The following is a 25106-nucleotide window of genomic DNA, read 5'->3' as shown; positions in this document are numbered from 1 at the left end:
CATCCGGTCGAGGTACTGAGCACGCATCTGCCGCTGCTCGACCACACCGGTCAGCACAGACATGTGCGGGGGTGTCACACGGCGGCGGCGAGCGCCGGCTCCGCCTTGCCGGCGAGTTCCTTCTCCTCGTCCTTGATCGCCTTCAGCAGCACATACGGCGTGGAGATCTTCCAGGCGATGTACGCGATCGAGGGAATCCCGTTGGCGAGGATCCCGTTCCAGGCGAGCGGCCCGGTCTGGTTGAGGAAGACGAAGGCCCCGGGGACGAGGAGGACGCCCAGCACCGTGCTCAACCAGCCGTACCAGCGCGGGAAGAGCGGCTTGGCGCGCCGGTGGTCGACGAACGACGCGTAGCCGATCGACCAGACCTGGAGGACGAAGATGCAGGCGTTGCCGACGTACATGAGCCAGAAGGTGTCGCTCATGGCGGTCAGGACGTCGGCGGAGTGGATCTCCGGCCGCCAGGCCGCTGCCGCCAGGATCGCGAGCGGGAAGAAGAACCCCAGCGGGGCGACCACGCCCGTGGTGAGCTGGATCATCGACAGCAGGCCCCAGCCGCCTTCCACCCGGCGCAGCTGCAGACTCGTGACGACGACGAACGGGTACTCGAACGGCACGAGCAGCACCATGAGCGAGACACAGGTGAGGATCCCCGTGCGGTGGTCCTTGAGGAACGCGACGACGTCGTCGGGGCTCTCCGTCGGGCTCATGGCCGGGATGAGGTGGCCCACGGAGAACGCGGTGAGCATGCCCACGAACAGGACGACTCCGCACCAGGCGGATATGCGCTGCAGTCTTATGTAGAGGTCGTTGTTCATCTGCGGCTCCTAGTGTGCGGGCTGGCTCTCACCGGCCGATCTCGTCCCATCCCACGAGCCTGTCGAGCAGCACGGCCGCGCTCGACAGGTAGTCCCCGTAACCGCCGCGGAAGAACAGCAGCGGGCTCTTCAACGACTCGACGCGCAGGTCGTTGACGCGTCCGACGACGAGCTGGTGATCACCGATCTCGACCACCTGCTCCACCGTGCAGTCGACCCAGGCGACGACCCCGTCGAGGACGGGGCTGCCCAGGGACGACGGCTGCCAGGCCGTGTCCTCGAACCGGCGGGCGGCCGGTCCGGTCGCCAGTTTTCGCGACAGCCGCTCCTGGTCGCCGGCCAGCGCGTTGGCGCAGAAGCGTCCGGCGGCCCTGATCGTCCGCAGGGTCGTGGAGGAGCTGTCGGCGAGGAAGGACACCAGCGGCGGGTCCAGGGACACGGAGGTGAACGTGCCGACGATCATGCCCTGCGGCCGTCGCCCGGCGTCGGTGGTGGTGATCGCGACCACGCTCGTGGGGAAGTTCCCCAGGACGTCACGGAACCGACGGCCGTCGACCGCGGGCGCGTCCGCCGTCCGGGAGTGCGTCACGCGGTCGCTCATATCAGGATGCGCATCGACTCGGGCAGCTCGAGGCCCATCGCGGCCAGGGCGTTCGCGTGGTACGCGGTGCCCGGCACATGGATCATGTGCTGGAGTCCGACGTGGGCGTCCCGCCAGTACCGCTGGATCGGGTTGCTGCGCCGCATCACGTTGCCGCCGGAGCGCGCGACGATCTCGTCCAGGGCGGAGACGGCGCGCCAGGCGCAGCGGACCTGGTTGCGGCGTACGTCGGCCCGGTCCTCGATGGTGATCGGCTTGCCCGCCTCGACCTGGTCGTACAGCCGGCTGATGCCGTCGATGAGCTGCACCCGGGAGGCGGCGATCTCGGCCGCGGCCTCACCGGCGGCGTAGAGGACGTACGGGTCGTCGCGGACCTGGACGCCGGTCACCGCGACCCGCTCCTTCTGCTGGGCCAGGTGCAGGGCGAGCGCGCCCTCGCACATGCCGACGACCGCGGCGGTGATCCCGAGCGGGAACATCGAGCTGAACGGCAGCTTGTAGAGCGTGTCGGTGAGGCCGATCGCCTCCGCGGCGGTGCCCTCCTGGACCATCTCCTGACGGACCGTGCGGTACTCGGGGACGAACGCCTGGTCGACGACGACGTCCTTGCTGCCGGTGCCGGCCAGGCCGACCACGTCCCAGGTGCCGTCGATGATCTCGTAGTCCTCGCGCGGCAGCACGACGTGCAGCACGGTGATGGGACCCGCGGGCCTGCCCTTGCCGTCTCCGAGGAGCGCGCCGAGGAAGTCCCACCGGCAGTGGTCGCTGCCCGAGGAGAACGGCCAGCGTCCGCTGAGGACATAGCCGCCGTCCACCGGGTCGGCGACGCCGTTGGGCATGTAGGGCGAGGCGATCCAGGTGTCCGGGTCGTCGTTCCACACCTCCTGCGCCAGTCTGGGGTTCATCTGGGCGAGCTCCCAGGGGTGGACCCCCACGACGCCGCAGACCCAGCCGGCGGCGCCGTCGTGGCGCGCGACCGCCATGACCGCCTCGGCGAAGTCCCGGGGGTGCGCCTCGTGGCCCCCGTACTCCTTGGGCTGCAACATCCGGATCACCCCGGCCGAGCGGAGCAGTTCCACCGTCCGCTCGCTCAGCTTGCCGAGTGACTCGTTCTCGTCTGCGAGCCCGGCCAGTTCGGCGCCCAGCTCCTCGACACGGCCGACCACTTCATGCGTCACGCCGCACACCTCCTGGTGATTGATCCCTCGCATGCGCCGAGCGTCGTCGGCGGCGGGATGGCCTCAGTGTCGTGTCCCGTGTCGGGCGCCCGCTCCGGGCTTTCCGCTGACCGGGACTGAGCCGCCGGGGCGGAGGACGCGGGGCCGCAGCGGGGCCCACGAGCGGCCCTTGAGGGCGGAGAACCACACGCCGGCGCCGTAGGCGAGGTCGTCGAGGCGGCGGGCGACGCCGTAGCGCAGCGGGTCGAGTGAAGCCTCGTCACGCCGGTATTCAAGGGCGATGTCGGCCAAAGCGGCGACCGCCGTGGCCCGGCGGGTCCGGCGGGACAGCGCGCAGCCGGCGGCGGTGAGCGGCCACCAGTGGCGGGTCAGCAGCGCCGAGGTCTGTGCGAGCGTGCCGAGCGCGCCGTGGGCGGTGAGTCGCGCGGCCAGGCGGCAGGGGTGCCGGGTGCCCTCCAGTTTACGGGCGATGCGCACGGCGACGACGCCGAGGACGGCGCCCGCGACCGGCACCGACCAGCGCCGCTGGGCGAGCAGCGCGGCGGCGAACGCGACGCTCCACGGGGCGAACACGGCGGGGGCGACGCACTCCGGGTGGCGCCGGGCGAGGGGCTCGGCCCCGGTGCCGTACACGGCCTTGCGCTGCAGCCAGTCCGTCACCCGTACGCGGTGCTCGTGGGCGGCCCGGACGGCGGGCTCGTAGCGTACGCGCCGGCCCGCGGCGATCAGCCGCCAGCACAGGTCGACGTCCTCCCCCACCCTCATGTGCGCGTCGAAGCCCTCCGTCAGCGCCTCCACCCGCGCCACCACGCAGGCCGAGGAAGCCCAGGAGACGGGGGTGCCGGGGCGGACCGGGGCGGGGTGGGCGCCGAGGTCGAGCGAGGACCGGCTGTTCTCGTACCGTTCGATCCAGGTCCCGGCGGCGGTGGGCAGTCCCGTGATGCGGGGGACGGCCATGGCGACCCGGGGGTCGGCGAAGTGCCGCAGCAGGGTGGGGACGGTGTCGGGGTCCAGCACGATGTCGGAGTCGGCGAACACCACGTACGGGGTGGTGACCAGGCGCAGCCCGGCGTTGCGCGCGCCGGCGGGTCCGACGTTGGCGGCGAGGGCGACCAGCCGTGCGCCGTGCCCGGCGGCGACCGCCGCCACGTCGGCCGGGCGTCGTGAGGCATCGTCGACCACGATCACGGGAGCGTCCGTGCCGATGCTCCGCAGCAGACGGCCGAGTTGACGTGGCCGGTCACGGACCGGCACGACGACCGTGTACGGGGCGTCGGCGGGAGCCGGGAGCGCGTCGACGTCCGGATGGGCCATGCCGGTGTCGAGCAACCGGTCCGCGAGGAGCGCGGTCGCCGCGTCCCGGACGTGCAGCGTGCGGCCGGCGAGAAGCCGCCGGGCCCTCGGGGTGAGCCGCAGGAGCCGGGTCGGGAATCCACCGAGCAGGGCGCGACCCGAGTCGACCACCCGGGTGTGCCGGTCGAGCACGACCGCGAAGCCGAGGGGGAGCGTCATGGGCGGGTGCCTTTCGGGCCGGTCGGCGGCGTCATCGGGGTCCGGCGAGCGGCAGTCGGCCCGCTCCGGAAGCGTCATCGGCGGGTGCCTTCCGGGCCGGTCGGAGGGGTCATCGTCGGGGTCCGGTCAGCGGGCTGCCAGCCCGCTCCAGAGGCATCATCGGGGGCCCGCCTGCGGCATCCGGTCCGCTCCAGAGGCGTCATCGGGGTCCGGTCTGCTGGCTGTCGGCCCGCTCCAGGGCGTCATCGGGGGCCCCGCCTGCGGCATCCGGTCCGCTCCAGAGGCATCGTCGGGGTCCGGTCTGCTGGCTGCCGGCCCGCTCCAGGGCGTCATCGGGGGCCCGCCTGCGGCATCCGGTCCGCTCCAGAGGCATCGTCGGGGTCCGGTCTGCTGGCTGCCAGCCCGCTCCAGGGCGTCATCGGGGGCCCGCCTGCGGCATCCGGTCCGCTATGGGGGCGTGTGCCGGGTCGGCCAGGCGGCCTCTGCCGTCGACGGTCCACGCCGTGATGCGGCGGGCCGTGGCGGACACCATCGCGTCCAGGGCCCGGCTCCCCTCCTCGGCCGAGGCCCCGGCGGGATCTCCCAGCACGCCGGAGGGCGAGACCGCGCGGACGCCGTGGGCCCTCAGGTCGGGCATGAGGTCGGCGAGCGGCCGGGTGTCACCGGCGACCGCGGCCCGGAGCCTCACCCGTTCCGGTGCCAGGTGCAGCATCAGCGAGGTCTCCGCGCGGCCGGCGTGCGCGTCGCCGCCGGACACCGCGCAGCCGGTCCGGGCGGCGTCGTGGCCCTCGGCGCGCAGCAGGCCGAGAGCCCAGTCGAGGGTGGCCGCGTTGCCGCCGTGGCCGTTGACGAACACCACGCGGCCCGCCCACAGGGACAGCGACCGTGCCAGCTCCACGAGCACCGCGCGCAGCGCCTCCTGCCCGATCGACACGGTCCCGGGGAAACCGGCGTGTTCGCCGCTCGCGCCGTACGCGAGGGGTGGCGCCACCACGGGTGGTCCGTACGGACCCGGGGCGAGGGCGTCGGCCGTCCGCCGCGCGACGGCGTGGGCGACGACGGTGTCGGTGTCGAGCGGCAGGTGCGGGCCGTGCTGTTCGGTGGACCCGACCGGCACCAGGACGAGCGCGCCGGTCGGCACGGCCGGCCAGACGGTGTCGGCCAGGGCCCGTGACATGGCCTCCCCCGGCATGGTCAGTCGACCGGTGACTCGAGGTCGGACCCGGCCGTCTCGGAGGCCGCCCGCAGGTCCCCGCCGCCCAGGGTCAGGGAGAAGCCCGGAGGGATCGCCAGGTCCTCGGGCCCCAACTCGTGGACGGAGGAGTGCCCGAGTCCGAGGACGGCGGAGTCCAGTCCGCCGCGCAGGATGTCCAGCACGTTCTCGACACCGGCCTGCCCGTTCGCCGCGAGGCCCCAGAGGTGGGCGCGGCCGATCAGGACGGCACGGGCGCCGAGCGCGAGCGCCTTCGCCACGTCGCCGCCGCGGCGGACACCGCCGTCCAGCAGGACTTCGACCTGGTCGCCGACCGCTTCCGCGACGGAGGGGAGCAGCCGGACGGTGGCCGGGGTGGTGTCGAGGTTGTTCCCTCCGTGGTTGGACACGGACAGGGCCGACACGCCGGCGTCGACCGCCCGTCTGGCGTCGTCCACCCGCGTCACGCCCTTGAGGAGGAACGAGCCGCCCCACTCCTCGCGCAGCCATTTGACGTCCTCCCAGGTGGGCGGCGGGGTCTGCATCCACTCGCCGTAGGCGCCGAAGAAGGTGGGCGGCGGGCCGCCGGGGACGGTCATGTTGGGCACGGTGAGGTCGGGGAGGCGGCCGGATCGGGCGAACTTCCACAGCCAGCCGGGCCGGGGCAGCACATCGGGCGCGAACCGCAGCGCGGCCTTGAGGTCGAGCCGGTCGGGGATGGCGGGGCTGCCCCAGTCGCGGCCGTGGGAGAAGGACCAGTCGAGGGTGACGATGAGCGCCTTGGCGCCGGCCTGCCTGGCCCGGTCCATGCGGTACGCCATCGCCTCGCGCGTCCCGCTCCAGTAGAGCTGGAAGAAGAAGTCCGGCTGCGCCTCGGCGACCTCCTCCAGCGGCTTGCTCGCGAAGGAACTGAGCCCCATGACGACGCCCCGGCTCGCCGCGGCCCGGGCCACGGCGACTTCTCCGTCGGGGTCGACGGCCTGTACCCCGGTCGGCGAGATGAGCACGGGCAGCGCGGTGGGGACGCCCAGGACGGTCGTGGACAGGTTCCGCTCGGCGTGGTGGCCGGCGAGACGGGGGGCGAAGCCCAGTTCGGCGAAGGCCGCCGGGTTGGCGTCGAGCGTACGGCCGCGTTCCGAGCCCGCGACGAGCGCGCGGTACACCGGGGCCGGCAGCCGTCTGCGGGCCCTGCGCTGGGCTTCGGCGACCGTTTCGAACCAGGGGTTCCTAGGCATGTGCCCCGTCCTTCCGCGTCGGTGTGCGGTGCGGCCCGGCCAGCGGGCTCTCGTCGCAGGCCGCGACCGGTGGCCGGCGGGTGAGGACGAGGTCCACGGTCCTGCGGGAGTGGTCACCGGACGGTCTGGGCACCCCGCTCGCGTCGCGGCGGGCCAGCAGTTCCTCGCCGTGTCCCCGTACGCACTCGGGGTCGGGGCCGTCCAGCGGCAGCCCGGTGAAGAACTTCGCGGCCATGCAGCCGCCCTTGCAGGTGTCGTAGTGGGCGCAGGAGACACAGGCCCCGCCGTGCTGCGGCTCCCGCAGGCGCCGGAACAGCCCGGAGTCGCGCCACACCCCGCGAAAGCCGCCCGGCGCACGGACGTTGCCGGCGAGGAAGTCGTCGTGGAGGGCGAACGGGCAGGCGTAGACGTCGCCGACCGGGTCGATCAGGCAGACGACGCGTCCGGCGCCGCACAGGTTGAGGCCGGGCAGGGCGCGGCCGTAGGCGGAGAGGTGGAAGAAGGAGTCGCCGGTCAGCACGTTCTCGCCGTGGGCGAGCAGCCAGTCGTACAGCTCGCGTTGGAGCGCGGCCGTCGGATGCAGGTCGTCCCAGACGTCGGCTCCCCGTCCGGAGGGGCGCAGCCGGGTCAGGCGCAGCTGGGCGCCGAAGCGGTCCGCGAGGGCCTTGAAGGCGTCCAGCTGGGGGATGTTGTGCCGGGTGCAGACCACGGAGATCTTGACGTTGCGCATACCGGCGGCGGCGAGGTTCTCCAGCGCGCGCAGCGAGGTGGCGTACGAACCGGCCCCGCGCACCGCGTCGTTGACGTCGGCGGTCGCGCCGTCGAGTGAGATCTGGACGTCGACGTAGTCGTTGCGGGCCAGTCGTGCGGCGGCCTCCGGGGTGATCCGGACGCCGTTGGTGGAGAACTTCACTCCCACGTGGTGGGCCGTGGCGTAGTCCAGCAGATCCCAGAAGTCGGCGCGGACGGTGGGCTCGCCGCCGCCGATGTTGACGTAGAAGACCTGCAGGGCCTCCAGTTCGTCGATGACGGCCTTGGCCTCCTCGGTGCTCAGCTCGCGGGGATCGCGCCGGCCGGAGCTGGACAGGCAGTGGACGCAGGCCAGGTTGCAGGCGTAGGTCAGTTCCCAGGTGAGGCAGATCGGCGCGTCGAGCCCCTGCTCGAACAGGTCGACCAGCCGGGGGGTGGCGGCGGTCATGGGGTCCTTCCGACGACCATCGACGACTGGACGAGGGCGGCCAGGGCCCGGCCGTAGCCGGGCAGTTCGTCGTCGCCGAGGCCCGCGGCCCGGCAGGCGGCGCGTGCCGTGGGCGCGTGGGCGAGGCCCTGGACGACGGCCAGGAGTCGAAGGTCCTTGAGGAACGTGAGGTTGCGGGTGCCGAAGTGGTAGAGGAGCGCGCCGAAGGGTTCGGGCCGCACCGAGACCTGTGGATGCAGGTCCCAGGCGCGGTCGAGGTCCATCGCTGTCACCCGGCGGCGCCTAGTAGACGCCGCACATGCCGTCGATGGAGATCTCCTCCAGAAGGTCCTCGGCCTGGATCAGCGGCGCCATGGCCGCGGCCGCATCGGCCCCATCGGCCTCGATGGCGGGCGCGATGAGGGGCTCGACGGCCGCCTCGGTGGCGGCCTCCGTGGCGGCCCCTGTGGCGGCCTCTGTGGGCAGGACGGAGCGGAGCTCGTTCATGCGACTCTCCTAGACATGCACCGCCCTCTCGGCGGGGGGCTCCTGACGGTAGGTCGCCGGTGCGCGGGGCGCTCGGGCCGTCCCGGTCACCGGAACGGCCCGTTGCGCGGGGCGGGCGCCACACCTTGAATCACTTGCCCATGAAGCGGACCGAGCACGGACCCCGTGGGACACACCGCCCGGACGTCATCGTGGTCGGCGCCGGAGGCAGCGGCGCCGTGCTCGCGGCGCGGCTCAGCGAGGACCCCGGACGAACCGTGCTGGTGCTGGAGGCGGGCCCGGTGCCGCGTCACCCGTCGGCGTTCGCCCCCGGGTTGCTCGACGCACGGCTCGTCCCCGGCGCACAGCCCGGACACCCCGCCGTCCGGCCCTACGCCGTCCACCTCACCCCGACGCGTCCGTACACGGTCGTACGGGGGTGCGGCCTCGGTGGTTCGACCACCGTCAACGGCGGGTACTTCGTGCGGGCCCGGCGGGCGGACTTCGACCGCTGGTCGGCCGTGGGCGGCGGCCCGGCCTGGTCGTACGACCGGGTGCTTCCGTTCCTCCGCGCTCTGGAGACCGACCTCGACTACGGCGCCGACGCGCTGCACGGCGCCGACGGGCCGGTCCGGGTCCGCCGTACGGAACTGCGCCATCCCGCCGCAGTCGCCTTCCGCGCGGCCGCTCACCGGCTGGGCTTCCCGGAGGAGCCGGACAAGAACGCCCAGGACCCGCCGGGATTCGGCCCGGTGCCGTCCAACGCCGTGGACGGAGTGCGCGTCAACACCGGCATCAGCCATCTCCTGGGCGGGTCCGACCGCCCCAACCTGCGGGTGGAGGGGGACAGCACGGTCCTCGGGGTCGTCTTCGCGCACGGCCGGGCGACCGGGGTGGAGGTCGAGCGGCACGGGCGCCGCAGGACGGTGCACGGCGGCGAAGTCGTGCTCTGCGCCGGGGCGTTCCGCTCCCCTCAGCTGCTGCAGCTGTCGGGGATCGGTCCGCGCCGCCCGCTGGAGGCCCTCGGTGTTCCCCTGGTCGCCGAGGCTCCCGCCGTCGGGGCCCGGTTCGGCGACCACCCCCAGGTGATCCTGGAGTGGACGCCGCTGCGGCCGCTGCCCGAGCCCGTCGCCTCCTGGCTGGGCGGCGCGCTGCACCTGTCCTCGTCGTACGGGGACCAGGCGGGCGACCTGGAGATACTGCAGTCCCTCGTCCCCCTGGCGGGACTGACGGGCGGGAAGGTGTCCGTTCCGGGCGCGCCCCTGGCGTTCCTCGTCTCGGTCCAGACACCGCGGCTGAGCGGCCGGATGCGCGTCCGGTCCGCCGATCCCGCGACGCCTCCGGGCCTCGACTACGGCTATCTGTCGACCGCGGGCGACCGGCGTCGCCTGCGCGAAGCGGTCCGTGTCACGGCCGAGCTGGTCGCCACGGCCGACTTCGGGAAAGTCTCCGGCGGGCTGACGGCACCGGCACCCGGGACGCTGGACGACGACCGTCTGCTCGACCGGTGGATCCTCGGGCGCCTGGGCACGTCCCACCACACGTGCGGCACGGTGCCGATGGGGGCGGCCGACGATCCCCGGGCGGCCGTCGACCCCTACGGGAGGGTGCACGGTGTCGACGGGCTGCGGGTCGCGGACACGTCCATCCTGCCGACGCCTCCGTCGCGGGGTCCGGCGGCCACCGCCGTCCTGGTCGGCGAGGTCGTCGCCGACGCCATGCGGCGCGGGCTGACCTGACCGGCAGCCCGGCAGGCCGCTCCGGTGGGCGTCCTCGTCCACCCCTTCCGTGCGAACAACACGAAGCTCAGGCGTTCGAACGCGACGCGTGACGCGGTACGGCCCTCCGGCCTCCGGCGAGTGATCGAGTGACCCTGCGCACAGCGCAGCCGGGTGCCGAGCCCAGGCGTGTTAGCGTCCGGCCCGTGAATTCCCCGGCTCTCGACACCCTCGCCGCCGGCGACGCGCACTCCGGGGCCGAACCGGGGGCCCGCCGCGGGATGCCCGGCTCCGGTGACCCGCTCAGCGCCGGTGACCCGCTCGGCCCGCTCGGCCCGCTCGGCCCGCTCGATCTGTTCGGTGAGGGCTTTGTCCGCGACCCGTACCCCTGGCTGGACGAACTGCGCTCCGAGTCCCCCGTGCACTACGACCCGGGCACCGGGCTGTGGCTGGTCAGCCGCTACGACGACGTGCGGCGGGTGCTGCTCGACCCGGCCCGGTTCCGGCCCGACAACGCCCTGCACGCGGTCACCCCGTTGCCGGTCGGTGCGCTGCGCGCGCTCGCCCGGGCCGGCTTCACCCTGCCGCCCGCACTCGCCAACAACGGCGGTCCGAGCCACACGGGGCTACGACGCCTGGTGACCCGGTTCTTCAACGCGGAACGCGTCGCCGCGACCGTACCGACGATCGAGCGCATCGCCGACGAACTGCTGGACGCGGTGCGGTCCGAGATCGACGCCACCGGTGGCTGCGACCTGTTCGATTCCTTCGCACAGGTGCTGCCCTGCCGGGTGCTCATGGAGCTCCTCGGCATCCGGGGGGTCGACCCGGCGACGCTGATCCGCTGGAGCGATGCCTCGCTGGAGCTGTTCTGGGGCCGGCCCACGCCCGAGCGGCAGCGCGAACTGGCGGAGCTCGCCGGCGAGTTCCACCAGTGGCTCACCGCCACGGTGAGCGACGGCGGCCACCCGCCCGACTCACTCGTCGGGGCGCTGGCCCGCCACCGTCTGCCCGACGGCGAGCCACTGGACGCCCGTACTGCCGTGGCCGCGTGCTTCTTCGTGTTCATCGCGGGACAGTCCACGACCGGCCAGCTCATCGCCACGGTGCTGCGGCGAGGGCTCACCGAGGCCGGCCTCTGGCGGCTCCTGCCCCATGAGAGGGGCCTGGCCGAGGCGTGGACGGAGGAGGTGCTGCGCCGCGAACCGCCCGTCACCACTTGGCGCCGGGTCACCGCCCGGCCCGTCGAACTGGGCGGGGTGAGCCTCCCCGAGGGAGCGCAGCTCCTGCTGATGCTGCAAGGCAGCGGATCCGACCCGGAGGTCTTCGCCGACCCGGCGCGGATGTGCCCGCACCGGCCGAACATCCGTCACCATCTCGCGTTCGGGGCCGGCCGCCATCGCTGCCCCGGGGCCTCCCTGGCCCGCACGGAGGCCGCGATCGCCCTGCGAGCGGCGGCGGGCCGGCTGCCCGGGGTGGGGGCAGCCGGCGAGGAGCCGCCGATGCTCGGGCTGCTGTCCTTTCGAGCACCCCTGCGCGTCACCGTCCGGCGGTGAACCCGTCAGCCCCCTGAGACGGAAAAGAGTGCACGTTAATATCGGTCACCGGATCGTCGACTGAGTCCTGCTCGTGGCGCGGGCGCCGCCAGTAGACCGCGAGTTGCGTCGCCGCCGCCGCGAGGCCGAGTCCGGCCGCGAGCGCCGCGCGCTGCGGGCCCGTGAGCCGTCCGTCCAGGCCGAGCGCCCGGTCCACGCTGAACCGGCCCGGCCCGAGCGCGGCGAGCGCCACGGACGCCGCGCCGAGATTCAGGACGAACTCGTAGCCCTCGTCCACCACGAAGAACCCGTTGGACATGTGCACCGACCGGGCCGCGACCCCCATCGTGCCGACGACCGCCGACGCCGCCAGCGGCGTGGCCGCGCCGGCCACCAGCGCGGCGCCCGCCCCGACCTCGACGACAGCGCCGGCCGCCGCCTGCAGGCGCGGCCGGCGGAACCCCACGGATCCGAACCATCCCGCCGTACCGTCGAGCGTACGGCCGTGGCGCACCCCGTGCGCGATCATCGTGCCGCCGATCACCGCACGCAGCGCGTAGCGCGCCACCTCGACGCCGTTCATCGCTTCCGGCCTCCTCAACCGGGCCGTGGACATGTCGGCCCGTCCCTGTGTCAACGGATATAGAGTGTACTGTATTCGCGACTCGCTGAGGTGGAGGTCAGGATGCGCATCGGCATGCCCTTGAGCTACAGCGGCGGCTTCAAGGAGACCGTCGCCCTGCTCCGCGACTACGAGAAGGCCGGGCTGGACATCGTCTTCGTTCCCGAGGCCTACTCCTTCGACGCGATCAGCCAGCTCGGCTTCATCGCCGCCCGGACCGAACGCCTGGAGATCGCCTCCGGGATCCTGCAGATCTACACCCGCACCCCCACCCTGACCGCGATGACGGCCGCCGGCCTGGACCATGTCTCCGACGGGCGGTTCACCCTGGGCATCGGCGCGTCCGGGCCACAGGTGATCGAGGGCTTCCACGGGCAGCCGTACACCGCTCCCCTCGCCCGCACCCGCGAGATCGTGGAGATCTGCCGGTCGGTCTGGCGCAGGGAGAAGGTCGTGTACGAGGGGCGCCACTACCGGATCCCTCTCCCGCCCGGTCGGGGCACGGGGCTGGGCCGGCCGCTGAAGCTCATCAACCGTCCGGTGCGCGAGCGCATCCCGATCGTGCTGGCCGCCATCGGGCCGAAGAACGTGGCCCTGGCCGCCGAGATCGCCGAGGGCTGGATGCCGATGTTCTTCCACCCGGAGCGAGCGGCCGAGGTCTGGGGCCCGGCGCTGGCCGAGGGCTCGGCCCGGCGGGACCCCGCCCTCGGCACGCTCGACGTGGTGGTCTCACCGCCGCTGGCCATCGGGGAGGACGTCGAGGATCTGATCGATCTCGCCCGGCCCCAACTCGCCCTGTACATCGGCGGGATGGGGGCACCCGGCAAGAACTTCTACAACGACCTCGCCCGCCGGTACGGGTTCGAGGCCGCGGCGGCCACCGTCCAGGACCTCTATCTGTCCGGCCGCAGGGACGAGGCCGCGGCCGCGGTGCCCGCCGACCTGCTGCGGGCGACCTCGCTGATCGGCCCCGCCTCGTACGTGGCCGAACGGCTCGCGGCCTTCCGGGCCGCCGGAGTCACCACCCTCCAGGTCCGCCCCATGGCCCAGGACACGGCACGGCGCCTGGCCGACGTCGAACAGCTCAGGACGATGGTCTCCTGAGCCGTACCGGGTACCCGGCGGGGCGCTACGCCGACTGCCAGTCCGCCGCGGCCTCGGCCGCCAGACCCCGCATCACCTGTTCGAGGAGGGCGAGCAGCACCGACTTCACCGACTCCCGGTCGCGGGCGTCGCACAGCACGAGCGGTACGTCCGCAGCGAGGTCGAGCGCGGCCCGGATCTCCTCCGGATCCTCCTCGCACCGGCCGTCGAAACAGTTGACGCCGACGGCGAAGGGGATGCCGCGGTGCTCGAAGAAGTCGACCGACGGAAAGCAGCTCTCCAGCCGCCGGGTGTCGGCCAGCACGACCGCGCCGAGCGCGCCGCGGGACAGGTCGTCCCACATGAACCAGAAGCGGTCCTGCCCGGGGGCTCCGAAGAGGTAGACGACGAGGGACGAACTGAGGGTGATCCGGCCGAAGTCCATGGCCACCGTCGTCGTTGTCTTGCGCTCCACGCCGGCCAGGTCGTCCACGCCGACACTGGCCTCGGTGATGAGCTCCTCGGTGCGCAGGGGCTCGGTCTCGCTGATCGTGCCGACCAGGGTGGTCTTGCCGACGCCGAAGCCGCCGGCGACGAGGATCTTGGCCGTTGCCGCGTCGGGGGCGGGCGTGGTGCGGCCGGGGTCAGATTCTGCGAATGCCATCGATCACTGCCTGGAGGAAACGGGCGTCGGGCGAACCGGCCGCGGAGGGTGAGGAGACGGAGACGAGTCGGTGGTCCAGGAGGTCGTCGAGGAGGACCCGTACCACCGCGATGGGCAGGTCGAGGCGGGCGGCGACCTCCACCAGCGCCGTCGGGGTGCGGCACAGGGCGAGCAGCCGGTTCTGTTCGGGTTGCAGCCGCTGGTCGCGGGTCGGTGGGCGGACGGTGCTGATGAGGGAGATCAGCTCGATGCCGGGGCGGGCGGACGAGGTCCGGCCGCGCGTCACCGTGTAGGGGCGGACGAGCAGGCCGGGATCCTCATCGGCATGGGGGTCTTCCTCGGACCAGTGCCTCATTCATGCTCACCCGCGAACGACCCTCCGCTGTGCACGGGGAACCGCGGGGCGGCGGTGAGGTACTGGCCCACCTGACGGACGAGCATCGTCATCTCGTAGCCGACGTTGCCCACGTCCACCGCGGAGGTGGCGAGCACCGCGAGCCGGGCGCCGCCGCCCGCGGTGGTGACGAACAGGAAGAGGTCGTCCATCTCGATGACGGTCTGCTGGACCCGGCCCCCGCCGAAATGGCGGCTGGTGCCCTGCGCCAGGGAGTGCACACCCGAGGCGATCGCGGCGAGTTGCTCCGCGTCGGCCCGTCCCAGTCCCTCGGAGGAGCCGACGAGGAGGCCGTCCTCCGACAGCACGATGGCGTGCAGGGTCTCGGGGATCCGCTCGATCAGGCTGTCCAGGAGCCAGGCCAGTCCGCCGTGCGTGGTGTTGGTCGCTGTCATGGGGTGGTGTTCCTTGTCGGACGGGGACGGGTGGGGAACGAACGCCGCTCGGGCGGGGCCGAGGGCCGGACGGGTGCGGGGACTTCTTCCTCGGCCCGGGCCCGGCGGGTGCCGTCCCGGAGGGCGGCGAGCATCGAGCGGGCCTGCTCCGGCCGGCGCTCGGAACCTTCCCGGCCGGGTCCGAGGTCACTGTCCGATTCCCCGGGCCGCTCCCGAAGCTGCGGCGCGAGATTGGCCTGCCGCACCCGCCGCGGAAGCCGCCCGGAACCACCGGCCCTGGGCCCACGAGACACCGAGCCGGACACGTCGGCCTGGGCCGCCCCGGCCTCACCGGGAAGAGCCGCCTCGCCGGGACGCGTCGGCCCGCCAGGAGGCGTGGCCGCACCGGGACCCGCCGTCTCGCGCGGAAGCTCGGGTTCCCGGCGAGGCGCCACGGTCGGGCCGCGTCCGGAGCCGGGACCGGGACCGACGCCGGAGCCAGGACCGCGACCGAAGCGGGATCCGGGACCCGGGTCGGAGCCGAGGCTGGGGCGGGAGCCGGGACCGAAACCGGAGCCGAGGCCGGAACCGACGCCAGGGCCAGAGTCGGGGCCAGAGCCGGGACCGAAACCGGAGCCGAGGCCGAGGCCGGGGCCGGGGCCGGGGCCGGGGCCGGGGCCGGGGCCAGGACCGGGGCCAGGACCGGGGCCAGGACCGGGGCCAGGACCGGCGGCAGAGTCGGGGTCGGGGTCGGTGCCACGGCCAGGGCCGAGGTTCGGGGCGGTGTGCTCGGGGGACGGGGCGGTCGGGGGTGTCGTGGCTCCGGAGTGGGGGGTAGTGCGGGTGCGCATCGGCATGCCGCCGGGGGTCTGCCTGTCGGCCGCCGGGTCGGAGACCGAGGCCAGATGGCGCTCCGCCCGGGGGTCCAGCGGCGGCGTGGTGTCCGTGACCGGCTCGGTGATCGCGTGGGGGAGCACGACGACCGCCAGCGTCCCGCCGTACGACGAGGCCTGCAGACTCGCCGTGATGCCGTGCCGCTGCGCCAGATGGCCGACGGTGAACAGACCCAGGCGGGGGTCCTCGCCCAGGGCGCTGAAGCTGAAGTCCTTCGGTTCGTGCAGCAGTTCGTTCGCGGCTTCGTACTCCTGCGCCGAGAGGCCCAAGCCCCGGTCCTCCACCTCGACGGCGAACCCCTGCGCCACCGGCAGGGCCCGGACGCGTACCTCGGTGTGCGGCGGGGAGAAGGTCACGCCGTTCTCAATCAGCTCGGCCATGAGGTGGATCGTGTCGCCGACCGCCGGACCCGTCACCGCCGTCGGCGGCATCGCTTCGACCACCACGCGGGTGTAGCCCTCGATCTCGGACACCGCGCTGCGCAGGAGGTCCGCGAGCGGCACCGCCTCCTTCCAGCGCCGCCGCGGCGCCGCACCCGACAGGACCGTCAGACTCTCGGCGTTGCGCCGCATACGGGTGGCGAGGTGGTCGACACGGTAGAGGTCGGCGAGGAGTTGCGGGTCCTGCTCCTTGCGCTCCATGGCGTCGATCACCATGAGCTGACGGTGGACCAGGATCTGTATGCGGCGCGACATGTTGTGGAACACCATGCGTGCCCCCTCGCGCAGCGAGGCCTGCTCGAGCGCGACGCTCACCGCGGTCCGCTGGGCGCTGTTGAACGCCTCGGCCACCTTGCCCAGCTCGTCGGATCCGAAGTCGAGCTCGGGCAGTCCGTCGAGGTCGGCACGGCTGCCCCGGGTTCGCAGCAGGGTGATCAGCTCGGGCAGCCGGTCCTGGGCCAGTTCGAGCGTCGCCGCCCGCAGACCGGACATACGGCCGATGAGCGAGCGTGTGATGCGCCAGGACAGCAGGGCGACCGCGAGCACCGCCACCAGCGCGAGGGTGCTGCCCACCACCACCCTGCCGAGCAGGACGTCGTTGCGGTCCTCGGCGTTCCGCTGGATCGTCGGCAGGTACCGGTTCTGCACGTCCCGCACCTCGGCGGAGACCCGTTCCGGCGCGGAGGCCCGGGCGGCCGCGGTACGCGGGACCTTGATCGTGCCGTCCTCCGTGGTGGCCGCCGTGGTGACGGATTTCTCCAGGGCGGCCAGGGCGGCCCAGTCCCGGCCGCGCATCGCCCCGTTCAGCGCGGCTCGCAGGTCCGCGGGAAGGTACGGCGCCACCTCGTCGGACAGGACGGAGACGCGGACCGCGGCGGCGGACGTCAGGTCCGTCCGTTCCTGGACGTTCAGCCGCCCGGAAGCGGCGGCACCGTCGAGGAGCGCCTCCTCCTGCGACAGGGCCTCCGTGGCGCGCAGGAACGCCAGAGCGTGGCCAGCCTCGGCCGCGGTGGCGCCGCTGCTGTTGTCCGTGTTCAGCATCCCGAAGAGGCTCAGGACGGACGCCACGGCTTGGGAGTAGGTGGCGTACGCATGCTCGCGGGTCGCCTTTCCGTCGTCGACGGAGGTCCGCTCGACGGTCAGTGACTCGAGCCGTTTCCGTACGACCGCCAGCTGGTCCCGGTATTGCGACGACCCTTCACCGCCGGAAGCGGAATCCGCCTTCCGGAAATCGGCGATTACGGCGTCGGTCCGCCTTCGTTGCGCCTCCAGGGCGGTACGGCTGCCGTGCGCGGACAACAGGCGCACCGTCAGCTGCCGTTCCTTCTGGAACTCGCCGACGCCGGGCACCAGGGCATAGGTGGTCTTCGCCGGATTCCCGTCCTGGTCGGCCTTGTACCACTGGTCGAGCTGGACGGCCGAGCCGGTGGCCCACAGCACGACCATCGCCGTCGCGGGAACCGCCGCGAGGGTGACGAGCGAGGCCCTGATACTGCGGCCGCGCCCGGTGTTGGCCCTGGTCCGCGTGGGCTTGACCCGGTGCCGGCTCACCTCGCCCACCCGCATCCCACGGGACGGCGGTGGGGTCGGGCTGCGGTGAGAAACGGAAGCACCGGCGATTTCCTTTCCGGGGTGGCTCACTGCGGGAACAGCGAAGAAGGACCGGGGGATTCGCGGCGGGATCCCGATCCCGCCGTACGGTCGGATAGGTATGAAACCGAGCGATCCGAACGGGGTCAAGTGATCTCGTAAGCGCACCAGAACATCTGATTAGGGCGATCGTTCCACTACGCGCGTAGAGGATCTGACGGCGTCTCATCCCGCCCACGGCTGGCCACGAGGACGTTTTGCCTGATTACCGAGGGTGAACCGGAGTGGACGGTGCGCGTCAGTCAGCACCTGGGGGCCTGGGCGGGCTCCACGGCGCGACGACACGCCCCGAGCCGACTGTGACCTAGATCACGGCATGGCGGCCGGGTGGGGACTCCCCCGGACACAGGGATTTTTCGGCCGATCTCCGGGTGGGTAGGTGTCGTGGGCGAATCACGGTGAGCGACAGGGGGTCGCGTGGACAGCGATGTCACCAGCGCGCTGGGGCAGTTGGCAGCGGAGGTCGAGGAGGTCCTGCGCGCCACGTGCGGCGAGGACCGGTGGCTGCGGATCGCCGACGTCCTGGACCGTGCCCGGTCGGCCCTGCGCCCCGGGCGCGTACCCGATGCCGCCCAGGTCCGGCAGTTGGTCGGCGAGCTGGAGGATCTGTGCGCGGATCTGCGCGCCCGGCGGCTCTCCGAGCCTCCCGTGGCCGCCCCCGCCTCCGTCCAGGAGAGCGCCCACGGCCTGGTCCACGACATCGCCACGGCCCTGACGGCCCTCACCGGTGATCCGGCGCCCGGCGCGGCGACGCCCGCTTCCCCGGACTCCTCGCGCAGCGCGACCGGACAGGGAGGGGCGACGGATGCCGGCCGGTCCGCGTGAGCGCGACATGGTGGTGCACGTCTTCTACGCCTCCGCGCGGTGCACACCGGGCAGCCCCGCACACGACCACCTCAGGGCGGTCTGGGCCGCCTGCCGCGACCGGTTCGGCATGGACGCGCCCGCCCTCGCAGGGGTGCCGGCGGATCTGCCGACCGACCTGCCGGCCGCGATCCCCGCAACCGGTTCCGACGTACGGGTGTGGGCGGCGGCCGAGGACGGCGCTCGCTCGGGCGACCACCAGGCCGTGTGCTACGCCGTGCACGAGATGCTCGGTGTGACGGTGGTGCTCACGCACGGCGGCGACCGCGCCTGGGCGGACGCCGACTCCGCCTGGCAGGATGCCGTCCCGTCGGTGCCGCAGGACGCGGCGGCCTCGGGCATTCTGCAGGCCGTTCGCGTGTACCGGGGTGTGTGCCCGCACGCCCCGCTGGTTCCCGCCGACGCCGACGAGGCCGTCGTCGTCCTGCGGGAGCAGCTGCCGGCGGGTGCCGTCGCCGTGGTGCCCGGGCCCGTCCACCGGCCCCTCGGCGAGCCCGGGCCGGCCCCGCGGGAGGTCGGAGCCGGCGGTCATGTCGCCGAACGACGCCTGCTCGAGCAGGGGCGGGGCGTGATGCTGCGCCAGAGCCTCGACCGACGGGCCGAGCGGCGATGGCTGCGAGCGCACCACCCACAGCTCCTGACCCGTCTGGACCGGGCACGCCAGGCCCTGGACGAGGCTGCTGACCAGGCCGCTGACCAGGCCGCGGGCGAGCCCGATCCGCAGCGCGCCGCGGTGCAGGAGTGGGACGCGCTGGTCAGGACCGTCCGGCAGGAGACCGGCCTGCCGTTCCTGACCGGGCCGCGCACCCCGGACCTGCTGCGGGCGGGCGAGGAGGGGCCGGTCGTCGTCGTCAACTGCGCCCGTACCCGCAGCGACGCCCTGATCGTGCTTCCCGGCGGGATCACCGTGGTCCCGCTGCCGGGTCTGTCCCCGGAGTACGCCGGCGAACTCGCCCGCGGGCTGGACCGTGCCGCCGCGCTCGCCGAGGACGATCCCGGAGCGGCGCATCCGCTCGTCGGCGACGTCCTCGCCGAACTCGGCGCCCGGGTCGCCGAGCCGGTCCTGACCGCCCTCGCCGCGCTTCCCGGCCTCGACCACGGGGACGGCACAGCCGTCACCCCCTCGGACCCCGCCGACTCCAGCCCTTCCGCCCGGCTGCCCCGACTGTGGTGGTGCCCCACGGGCCAGTCGGCGTTCCTCCCGCTGCACGCGGCCCGGCTTCCCGACGGTACGTGGCTGCAGGACCGTTGGGTCTCCTCGTACACGGTCACGCTGCGCACGCTGGTGGAATCCCGCGCCTCCGGGACGGCGGCGACCGTGTCCGAAGCCCCGCGGTCCGGTGCGGAGCAACAGCGCGCCGCTCCCCCGCTGATCGTCTGCGTGCCCCGCCCGGGTGAGCAGGACCCGCTGCTGCGGCACGCCGACGAGGAGGCCCGGCGCGTCCTCACCCATCTGCCCGGGGCGAGCCTCCTCCCGGGTGAGCGGGCGACGCCGGAGGCCGTGCTCACGGGTCTGCGCGCCTCCCGCTGGCTGCACTTCATCGGCCACGCGGAGCAACTGCCGACCGCCGAAGGCGGCGCCCTGCTCCGCTGCCGGGACACCGGCGACGGACGGGACGGCGCCGTGACCGCCACCGAGATCGCCGGACTCGGCCCCGGCGAGGCCGAACTCGCCTACCTTTCCGCCTGCGAGACGGCCACCGGCGACATCGACCTGCCCGACGAGGCGGCCCATCTGGCAGGGGCACTCCAGATGGCCGGCTTCCGGCATGTCATCGCCGCACAGTGGGCGGTGAGCGACCGCCGCGCCCCCGATCTCGCCGACGCCTTCTACCGACAGATCACCGGTTCCGAGGGACCGGACGCCGACCGGTCCGCCCGTGCCCTCCACCACGTGGTGACCACGCTCCGCCACGCCCGCCCGGACGCCGCGGCACTCTGGGCCCCTTACGTGCATGTGGGCCCCTGACCAGCCGACGGCGCGCTGCCCTTCGTCGACTGGCGTGCCTGTGGGGCTGCACGGTCACATGGGCATGGACCAGGGGCGCGGCCTGGTCCCTCTCGCGACCAGCAGCACCACACCGATGACCGAGCCTCTGCTTCCCGACCGGATACGCCGGACACAGAAGCGGGGCGCCCTGCTCAACCCGGCCCCGTGGCCGAGGACCACACGCCGAACCACTGCTCGGCGCCGTACTCCTCGAACCGCTCCACCTCGGTGAACCCCAGCTTCGCCGCCAGGCGCATCGCGCGGTCGTTGGCGGTCTGGGTGCAGAGCACCACCGGCTCGCCGGGGAGTACGTCGGCGAACCAGTCGAGTGCCGCCGCGCATGCCTCGGCGGCGTACCCGCATCCCCACGCCTGCGGCAGGAACAGGTAACCGAGTTCGGCCTCCCCGGCCTCCGGACGGACGTGCCCCGGACGCTCCGCATCGCGCCGGTCGAGCGTGACCATGCCGATCATCGCTCCGTCGAGATCGATCACGAACAGGCCGGGGCGCCGCCCGGGCAGCCCGGGCACCGAGCGGTCGAGCTCAGCACGCGGTCGAGGGCCACCGATGTAGGTGCCCACCTCGGGCGATGCGAACAGCTCGATGAACGCCGCACGGTCCCGGGACTCGGACTCACGGAGCACGAGCCGTTCGGTCCTCATCGGGGCGGGCGGCCGGCCGACGGCTCCAAGTCCGGTCATGGCGGGCACCCTATCTCCCGTCCGGTCCTGCCTGCGGGGTGGTCAGTGACGCCAAGAGCGCGCAGGATATGTGACGGACTCTGTCTCATCGGGGGAAACAGTGGATGTGCCCATGCTGATCCTGCTGGGTGCGGCGGGAGGTGCACTGCGCGGCCTTCTGGATGTCTACACCCGGTTTCTGGACTGGCAGTCGGCCCGCCGCAGCCACCGGCGATCACCAGCCGGGCAGCCGGACGAACTGCCCAGGTTCCGGGAGTACTTCGACCCGGTGGCCGACCCTGTGGCCGCAGTCGTCCACAGTGCGATGGGCGCCGGGGCAGCCGTGCTGTTCGGCACGACGGGCCAGGTCAGCGGTGCCTACGCAGCCGTCGTGGTCGGCATTTCGGCCCCCGTGATCCTGACTCAGCTCGGGCGCGTCCAGTCGGTGAGCGACGCGGTCACCGGCGCCTCCCAGAACGGGCCGGAGCCGGCCGAGGTCACCGCCGGGGCCGCCGCGGAGCTCGTGGTGCCCGCCCGGTTGCCGATGGCGGGAAGCAACGGACCGTCGGCGAACGGCCGGCCGGTGGATCCCTCGCGCGAGCGAGGGAGCGGGTTCGGCAACGGTCACCGGGCGCGGCAGCAGCCGCAGGGCCCCGCGATCGGCGAGGAGGGCGTGACGAGATGACGCAGCCCTCCCTGAGCCGGCGTATCGCCGCCGCCGTCCTGGGCGCCGACCGCCGCACCCCATATGTCGCCGTCGCGCGCCGACGTCGGCTTCCCCTCGGGCGGCGTCTGCTGGTCTCGATCCTGGGCGTCCGGGCAGACCCGGTGACGTCCCTGCGCCGCGAGGAGAACGGGGACGCGAAGGAACTCCCGGAATCCCCCGGTCCGCCCGCCGAGCACGGCCCCGCATACGGGTCGCGCCGGCAGGACACGGTTCCGCGGCGTCTGCTGAGCGAGGACCGTCAGGAGTACGAGCGGGTCCTCGACGAGGCGCTGCGCTCAGCCTCACGCCACCCGCAACCGGCCGCTGTGGGGCAGCGGCTCAACCCCGAACAGCTGCGCACCATGGCGCTCAACGCCACCGCGCTCATCACGGCAGCGGCAGCGACCGAGTACCAGCACTATGTGACGGTCCGTGAGGAACTGCGCCACCCGGTGTCGTCCATCCCGTCGTCGGCACGTGCGTCCGAATCTCGCGGGCCGGGGGCGGGCGGGGTGGGGCTCGCCACGGTGGTGGAGGAGGCTGCCGAGGCCACCGGAGCGGGTGCCCTGGCCGTCGCCGCCGTACTGACGCCCGTCCTCGCCGGAACCGCCGCGGTGATCTTCCTGGTGGCCGGCTGTCTCCTGCGGGCGGCCCAGCCCGACCATGCCGCCGCCCGCGCCCTGCTCACGGCCGGATGGCTCTTCGGAGCCGTCACCGCGGCGGCGGTCCTCTTCGCCGCCGTCGGGTTGCTGCTCACCGCCCTGCGCAACCGTTCCGGCCCCCCGGCGGGACCGTACGGCGAACTGAGCGCCGAGGTCGACCGGGCGAGGGACGCCTGGCGGGAAGCGCTGCTGGAGCGGGGCTTGCTGCCGTTCCTGCGGGAGGCCCTGGCCGACCCGGTCACGGCCACCGCGCCGCACCCGAAATCGCCCTCCTCCGCCCGACGCCTCCCTGCGCTCGGGTACGACCGTCCAGGCTTCACCAGTCCCGACGACGGTCCCGCAGCTGGCCCCCGCCCGCGCTTCACCACCCCGGACTTCACCGGCCCGGAGTTCGGCGGCCCGGAACAGCAACCGGAGTAGGCACGGGACCGATTGCGTCAGCGGTCCGTGTAGTCCGCGGCGAGCCGGTCGAGGAAGGCGGCCAGCCGCTCGTTCGTCGCGGTGTGGTCGTTGGCCCGCAGCTGATCGGGCTGCTGGACGTAGGGGCGGTCGGTGAGCGTGGCCAGTTCCTTCTCGGAGTGTTCGATCAGGGCCTCGATACAGGCGGGGGTGAACTCCATGTGGCACTGGAAGCCGTACACGTACCGGCTGTAGGCGACGATCTGGCGGGGGCAGCCCGCGCTGGTGGCCAGCACGGTGGCGTCGTCGGTCAGCCCCGGCATGTCGTTGTGCCAGTGACCGGTGTCGAAGGTGTCCCCGAGTCCGGCGAGGAAGGGGTGCCGGCGTCCCGCGTCGGTGACGGTCACGGGGAAGGAGCCGATCTCGGTGTGCGGGCTGGAGTCGAAGGCGGCGCCGAGCGCCTCCCCGACGAGCTGGGCGCCCAGACAGATCCCGATGACCGCCCTGTCGGCCTCGACGCAGGCGGCGATGAGGGCCTTCTCCGCCGCGGCGTCGAAGTGCGGGCACTCCTCGGTGGTCGTGCTGGGCTGCTGCGGGCCACCCATCACGATCAGCAGGTCGATGCCGTCCGCGCTCGCGGGTAGCGCGTCGCCGTCGTGGACGCGGGAGTGGCCGATCTCGTGGCCCCGGGCGCGGGCCCAGTCCTCGTAGGCCCCCGGGGCCTCGAACGACTCATGGACGACGAAGTGTGTACGCATGACCGGATCCGGCCTCTCTGTGTGATGGATGCGTGCTGTTGGGCACCGCGCCCCCGCCGGTGCAAGGTCCCGTGGGCGACCTCGTGTTTGTGGCCGTTCAGTACCGGCGAGGGCGGTGCAGGATCCCGGCGAGGTCGTCGGCGAACTGCGTGGCCTGCTCCTCGGTGAGCATGGAGGTCGTCACCCGCACGGCCCGGGCCGTGGCCGGTCCCGAGGTGAACAGGTCCCCGGGCTGGACCGCCCAGCCCCGCCGTGCCAGCGCGTCCGCGACCGGGCGCGGGGGCGTCTCCAGCGGGATCCACACGTTCAGCCCGTCGGGCCGGTAGCCGTCCCGGACGCCGATTCCCCGTTCGGCAAGCCGCTCCAGGAGCAGCGTGCTGCGTTGTACGTACGTCTCGCGCGCCCGGGCCGTGCCGGCGGTGACGTCCGGGTCCGTGAGGAGGGCGTGGGCGGCATGCTGCAGCAGCCCGCTCACCCATGTCGTTCCCGTGTTGAGCCGGGTCTCGAGGCGGCTCGCGGTCTCCTCGTCGCAGGCGACCAGGGCCAGGCGCAGGTCCGGGCCGAGGAACTTCGACACCGACCGCACCAGCGCCCACCGGGACGTTCCGGGCGCCGTGATGCGGTGGTAGGGGGCACGGGAGACCGCCCAGAAGTGGTCGTCCTCGACGACCAGGGCCCGGGGGTGATCGGCGAGGACCTCGCGGAGTGCGGCGGCACGGTCCTCGGTGAGGCTCACACCGGTCGGGTTGTGCGCGCGGGGCGTGCACACCACCGCCCGTGCCCCGCTCTCCAGGGCCGCGCGCAGGGCGTCCGGGCGCATCCCCTTCCCGTCGACCTCCACCGCCACGGTCCGGAATCCGTTCAGCCGCAGCGTGCCGATGCTCGCCAGGAAGCACGGGTCCTCGACCGCCACCGCGTCCCCGCGCGTGAGGTAGGCGTTCAGCAGCCGCTCCGTCGCGTCGACCGCGCCGTGTGTGACGAGGACACGGAAGTCGCGGCCCCCGATGTCCGGCTCGTACTGCCGGGCGGCCCACTCGGCCAGCCGCTCGTCGACGGGCGGCGCCCCGTACAGCGCGGGCCGGTACCCGCCGTCATGTACGGCCCGCAGCGCGTCCGGCAGCAGTTGCGGGTCCGGGTTGCCGCTGGCCAGATCGGTCAGCCGGCCCCCGAACCACGCCCCCTCGCCGGCCAGTTGCGGCACGCCGGCCACCACGGTCCCGCCCCGCCCGCGCGTCTCGGCCTCGCCCGCGGCCACCAGCTGCCGGTAGGCCGACGCGACCGTGTTCCGGTTCACGCCCAGCTCTTCCGCGAGCATCCGCACCGGCGGCAGCAGGTCCTGCGGCGCCAGTTCACCCGACGCGATCAGGTCCCGCACACTGCCGGCGATCTCCGCCGCGGTCGTCCCGCTGATCAGCATGCCGTCCACCTCCAGAACCCGACCTTAGCATTGAGGCTAGGACATAGAAAATATGTC

The 25106-nt window shown here is 73.3% G+C and carries 24 protein-coding genes; 7 read left to right on the top strand and 17 right to left on the bottom strand.

The genetic code is table 11. From position 1 onward, the window contains the following. Positions 1 to 74: 74 nt before the first annotated feature. The 9 genes from ABZ464_RS42990 to mftA form a co-directional block, all read right to left on the bottom strand. The gene (locus ABZ464_RS42990; RefSeq protein WP_359287358.1) at positions 75 to 818 is read right to left on the bottom strand and encodes a hypothetical protein; all 744 of its coding nucleotides are present in this window, start codon (positions 816 to 818) and stop codon (positions 75 to 77) included. 28 nt (positions 819 to 846) lie between these two features. Further along, positions 847 to 1407, bottom strand: coding sequence for a flavin reductase family protein (locus tag ABZ464_RS42985; protein WP_359287357.1), 561 nt, complete (start codon positions 1405 to 1407; stop codon positions 847 to 849). An 8-nt stretch (positions 1408 to 1415) separates the two neighbouring features. Next, the gene (locus ABZ464_RS42980; RefSeq protein WP_359287356.1) at positions 1416 to 2597 is read right to left on the bottom strand and encodes a hydroxylase; all 1182 of its coding nucleotides are present in this window, start codon (positions 2595 to 2597) and stop codon (positions 1416 to 1418) included. A 63-nt stretch (positions 2598 to 2660) separates the two neighbouring features. Continuing rightward, positions 2661 to 4109: a mycofactocin biosynthesis glycosyltransferase MftF gene (gene mftF, locus ABZ464_RS42975; RefSeq protein WP_359287355.1), complete on the bottom strand. Its 1449-nt coding sequence runs from the start codon at positions 4107 to 4109 to the stop codon at positions 2661 to 2663. Between the two features lie 415 nt (positions 4110 to 4524). Further along, a complete protein-coding gene (gene mftE, locus ABZ464_RS42970) occupies positions 4525 to 5286 on the bottom strand; it encodes a mycofactocin biosynthesis peptidyl-dipeptidase MftE (protein WP_359287354.1) in 762 nt (253 codons plus the stop codon). A 17-nt stretch (positions 5287 to 5303) separates the two neighbouring features. Next, positions 5304 to 6536, bottom strand: coding sequence for a pre-mycofactocin synthase MftD (gene mftD, locus ABZ464_RS42965; RefSeq protein WP_359287353.1), 1233 nt, complete (start codon positions 6534 to 6536; stop codon positions 5304 to 5306). Next, positions 6529 to 7734, bottom strand: a complete 1206-nt coding sequence (mftC, locus tag ABZ464_RS42960) for a mycofactocin radical SAM maturase (protein ID WP_359287352.1) — start codon at positions 7732 to 7734, stop codon at positions 6529 to 6531. The genes mftD and mftC overlap by 8 nt, the downstream gene beginning before the upstream one ends. Beyond that, positions 7731 to 7997: a mycofactocin biosynthesis chaperone MftB gene (mftB, locus tag ABZ464_RS42955; RefSeq protein WP_359287361.1), complete on the bottom strand. Its 267-nt coding sequence runs from the start codon at positions 7995 to 7997 to the stop codon at positions 7731 to 7733. Before mftB ends, mftC begins: the two co-directional genes overlap by 4 nt. 19 nt (positions 7998 to 8016) lie before the next feature. Further along, entirely contained in the window at positions 8017 to 8220 is a 204-nt protein-coding gene (mftA, locus tag ABZ464_RS42950; RefSeq protein WP_359287351.1) for a mycofactocin precursor MftA, read from the bottom strand. 140 nt (positions 8221 to 8360) lie between these two features. Here mftA and mftG point away from each other — a divergent pair, with 140 nt between their 5' ends. After that, a complete protein-coding gene (gene mftG, locus ABZ464_RS42945) occupies positions 8361 to 9938 on the top strand; it encodes a mycofactocin system GMC family oxidoreductase MftG (RefSeq protein ID WP_359287350.1) in 1578 nt (525 codons plus the stop codon). A gap of 185 nt (positions 9939 to 10123) precedes the next feature. Next, the gene (locus ABZ464_RS42940) at positions 10124 to 11473 is read left to right on the top strand and encodes a cytochrome P450 (RefSeq protein WP_359287349.1); all 1350 of its coding nucleotides are present in this window, start codon (positions 10124 to 10126) and stop codon (positions 11471 to 11473) included. Here the strand turns inward: ABZ464_RS42940 and ABZ464_RS42935 are convergent. Beyond that, positions 11457 to 12035, bottom strand: a complete 579-nt coding sequence (locus tag ABZ464_RS42935) for a DoxX family protein (protein ID WP_359287348.1) — start codon at positions 12033 to 12035, stop codon at positions 11457 to 11459. The genes ABZ464_RS42940 and ABZ464_RS42935 overlap by 17 nt on opposite strands. A gap of 102 nt (positions 12036 to 12137) precedes the next feature. Here ABZ464_RS42935 and ABZ464_RS42930 point away from each other — a divergent pair, with 102 nt between their 5' ends. Then, complete coding sequence (locus tag ABZ464_RS42930) at positions 12138 to 13178, top strand: LLM class F420-dependent oxidoreductase (protein WP_359287347.1); 1041 nt, start codon at positions 12138 to 12140, stop codon at positions 13176 to 13178. Between the two features lie 25 nt (positions 13179 to 13203). Here the strand turns inward: ABZ464_RS42930 and ABZ464_RS42925 are convergent, their stop codons facing one another. Genes ABZ464_RS42925 through ABZ464_RS42910 form a run of 4 tightly spaced genes read right to left on the bottom strand, consistent with a single transcriptional unit; the run spans position 13204 to position 17474 of the window. Then, positions 13204 to 13821 carry an ATP/GTP-binding protein gene (locus tag ABZ464_RS42925; RefSeq protein WP_359287346.1) on the bottom strand — a complete coding sequence of 206 codons (618 nt, stop codon included), beginning with the start codon at positions 13819 to 13821 and terminating at the stop codon, positions 13204 to 13206. Then, the gene (locus ABZ464_RS42920) at positions 13802 to 14176 is read right to left on the bottom strand and encodes a DUF742 domain-containing protein (RefSeq protein ID WP_359287345.1); all 375 of its coding nucleotides are present in this window, start codon (positions 14174 to 14176) and stop codon (positions 13802 to 13804) included. Before ABZ464_RS42920 ends, ABZ464_RS42925 begins: the two co-directional genes overlap by 20 nt. Continuing rightward, the gene (locus ABZ464_RS42915) at positions 14173 to 14610 is read right to left on the bottom strand and encodes a roadblock/LC7 domain-containing protein (RefSeq protein ID WP_359287344.1); all 438 of its coding nucleotides are present in this window, start codon (positions 14608 to 14610) and stop codon (positions 14173 to 14175) included. Before ABZ464_RS42915 ends, ABZ464_RS42920 begins: the two co-directional genes overlap by 4 nt. After that, positions 14607 to 17474 carry a nitrate- and nitrite sensing domain-containing protein gene (locus ABZ464_RS42910; protein ID WP_359287343.1) on the bottom strand — a complete coding sequence of 956 codons (2868 nt, stop codon included), beginning with the start codon at positions 17472 to 17474 and terminating at the stop codon, positions 14607 to 14609. The genes ABZ464_RS42915 and ABZ464_RS42910 overlap by 4 nt, the downstream gene beginning before the upstream one ends. A 516-nt stretch (positions 17475 to 17990) precedes the next feature. On the opposite strand from ABZ464_RS42910, the gene ABZ464_RS42905 reads away from it, so the two are divergent. Both ABZ464_RS42905 and ABZ464_RS42900 read left to right on the top strand, forming a co-directional pair. Continuing rightward, the gene (locus ABZ464_RS42905; protein ID WP_359287342.1) at positions 17991 to 18398 is read left to right on the top strand and encodes a CATRA system-associated protein; all 408 of its coding nucleotides are present in this window, start codon (positions 17991 to 17993) and stop codon (positions 18396 to 18398) included. Next, on the top strand, positions 18379 to 20406 hold the full coding sequence (locus ABZ464_RS42900; protein ID WP_359287341.1) for a CATRA conflict system CASPASE/TPR repeat-associated protein: 2028 nt from the start codon (positions 18379 to 18381) through the stop codon (positions 20404 to 20406). The genes ABZ464_RS42905 and ABZ464_RS42900 overlap by 20 nt, the downstream gene beginning before the upstream one ends. A gap of 173 nt (positions 20407 to 20579) precedes the next feature. On the opposite strand, the gene ABZ464_RS42895 is transcribed toward ABZ464_RS42900, so the two are convergent. Further along, positions 20580 to 21128, bottom strand: a complete 549-nt coding sequence (locus tag ABZ464_RS42895; protein ID WP_359287340.1) for a GNAT family N-acetyltransferase — start codon at positions 21126 to 21128, stop codon at positions 20580 to 20582. Positions 21129 to 21240: 112 nt separating this feature from the next. On the opposite strand from ABZ464_RS42895, the gene ABZ464_RS42890 reads away from it, so the two are divergent. After that, positions 21241 to 21792 carry a hypothetical protein gene (locus tag ABZ464_RS42890; RefSeq protein ID WP_359287339.1) on the top strand — a complete coding sequence of 184 codons (552 nt, stop codon included), beginning with the start codon at positions 21241 to 21243 and terminating at the stop codon, positions 21790 to 21792. A gap of 263 nt (positions 21793 to 22055) precedes the next feature. Beyond that, positions 22056 to 22895, top strand: a complete 840-nt coding sequence (locus ABZ464_RS42885; protein ID WP_359287360.1) for a hypothetical protein — start codon at positions 22056 to 22058, stop codon at positions 22893 to 22895. 17 nt (positions 22896 to 22912) lie between these two features. Here ABZ464_RS42885 and ABZ464_RS42880 read toward each other — a convergent pair whose 3' ends face one another. Next, entirely contained in the window at positions 22913 to 23632 is a 720-nt protein-coding gene (locus ABZ464_RS42880; RefSeq protein ID WP_359287338.1) for a hypothetical protein, read from the bottom strand. Positions 23633 to 23729: 97 nt separating this feature from the next. Continuing rightward, entirely contained in the window at positions 23730 to 25049 is a 1320-nt protein-coding gene (locus ABZ464_RS42875; RefSeq protein ID WP_359287337.1) for an aminotransferase class I/II-fold pyridoxal phosphate-dependent enzyme, read from the bottom strand. Between the last annotated feature and the right edge of the window lie 57 nt (positions 25050 to 25106).

Origin of the sequence: Streptomyces sp. NPDC005820, assembly GCF_040630255.1 — a bacterium.
Taxonomy (GTDB): domain Bacteria; phylum Actinomycetota; class Actinomycetes; order Streptomycetales; family Streptomycetaceae; genus Streptomyces.
This window is presented reverse-complemented; position numbering and strand designations above follow the sequence as displayed.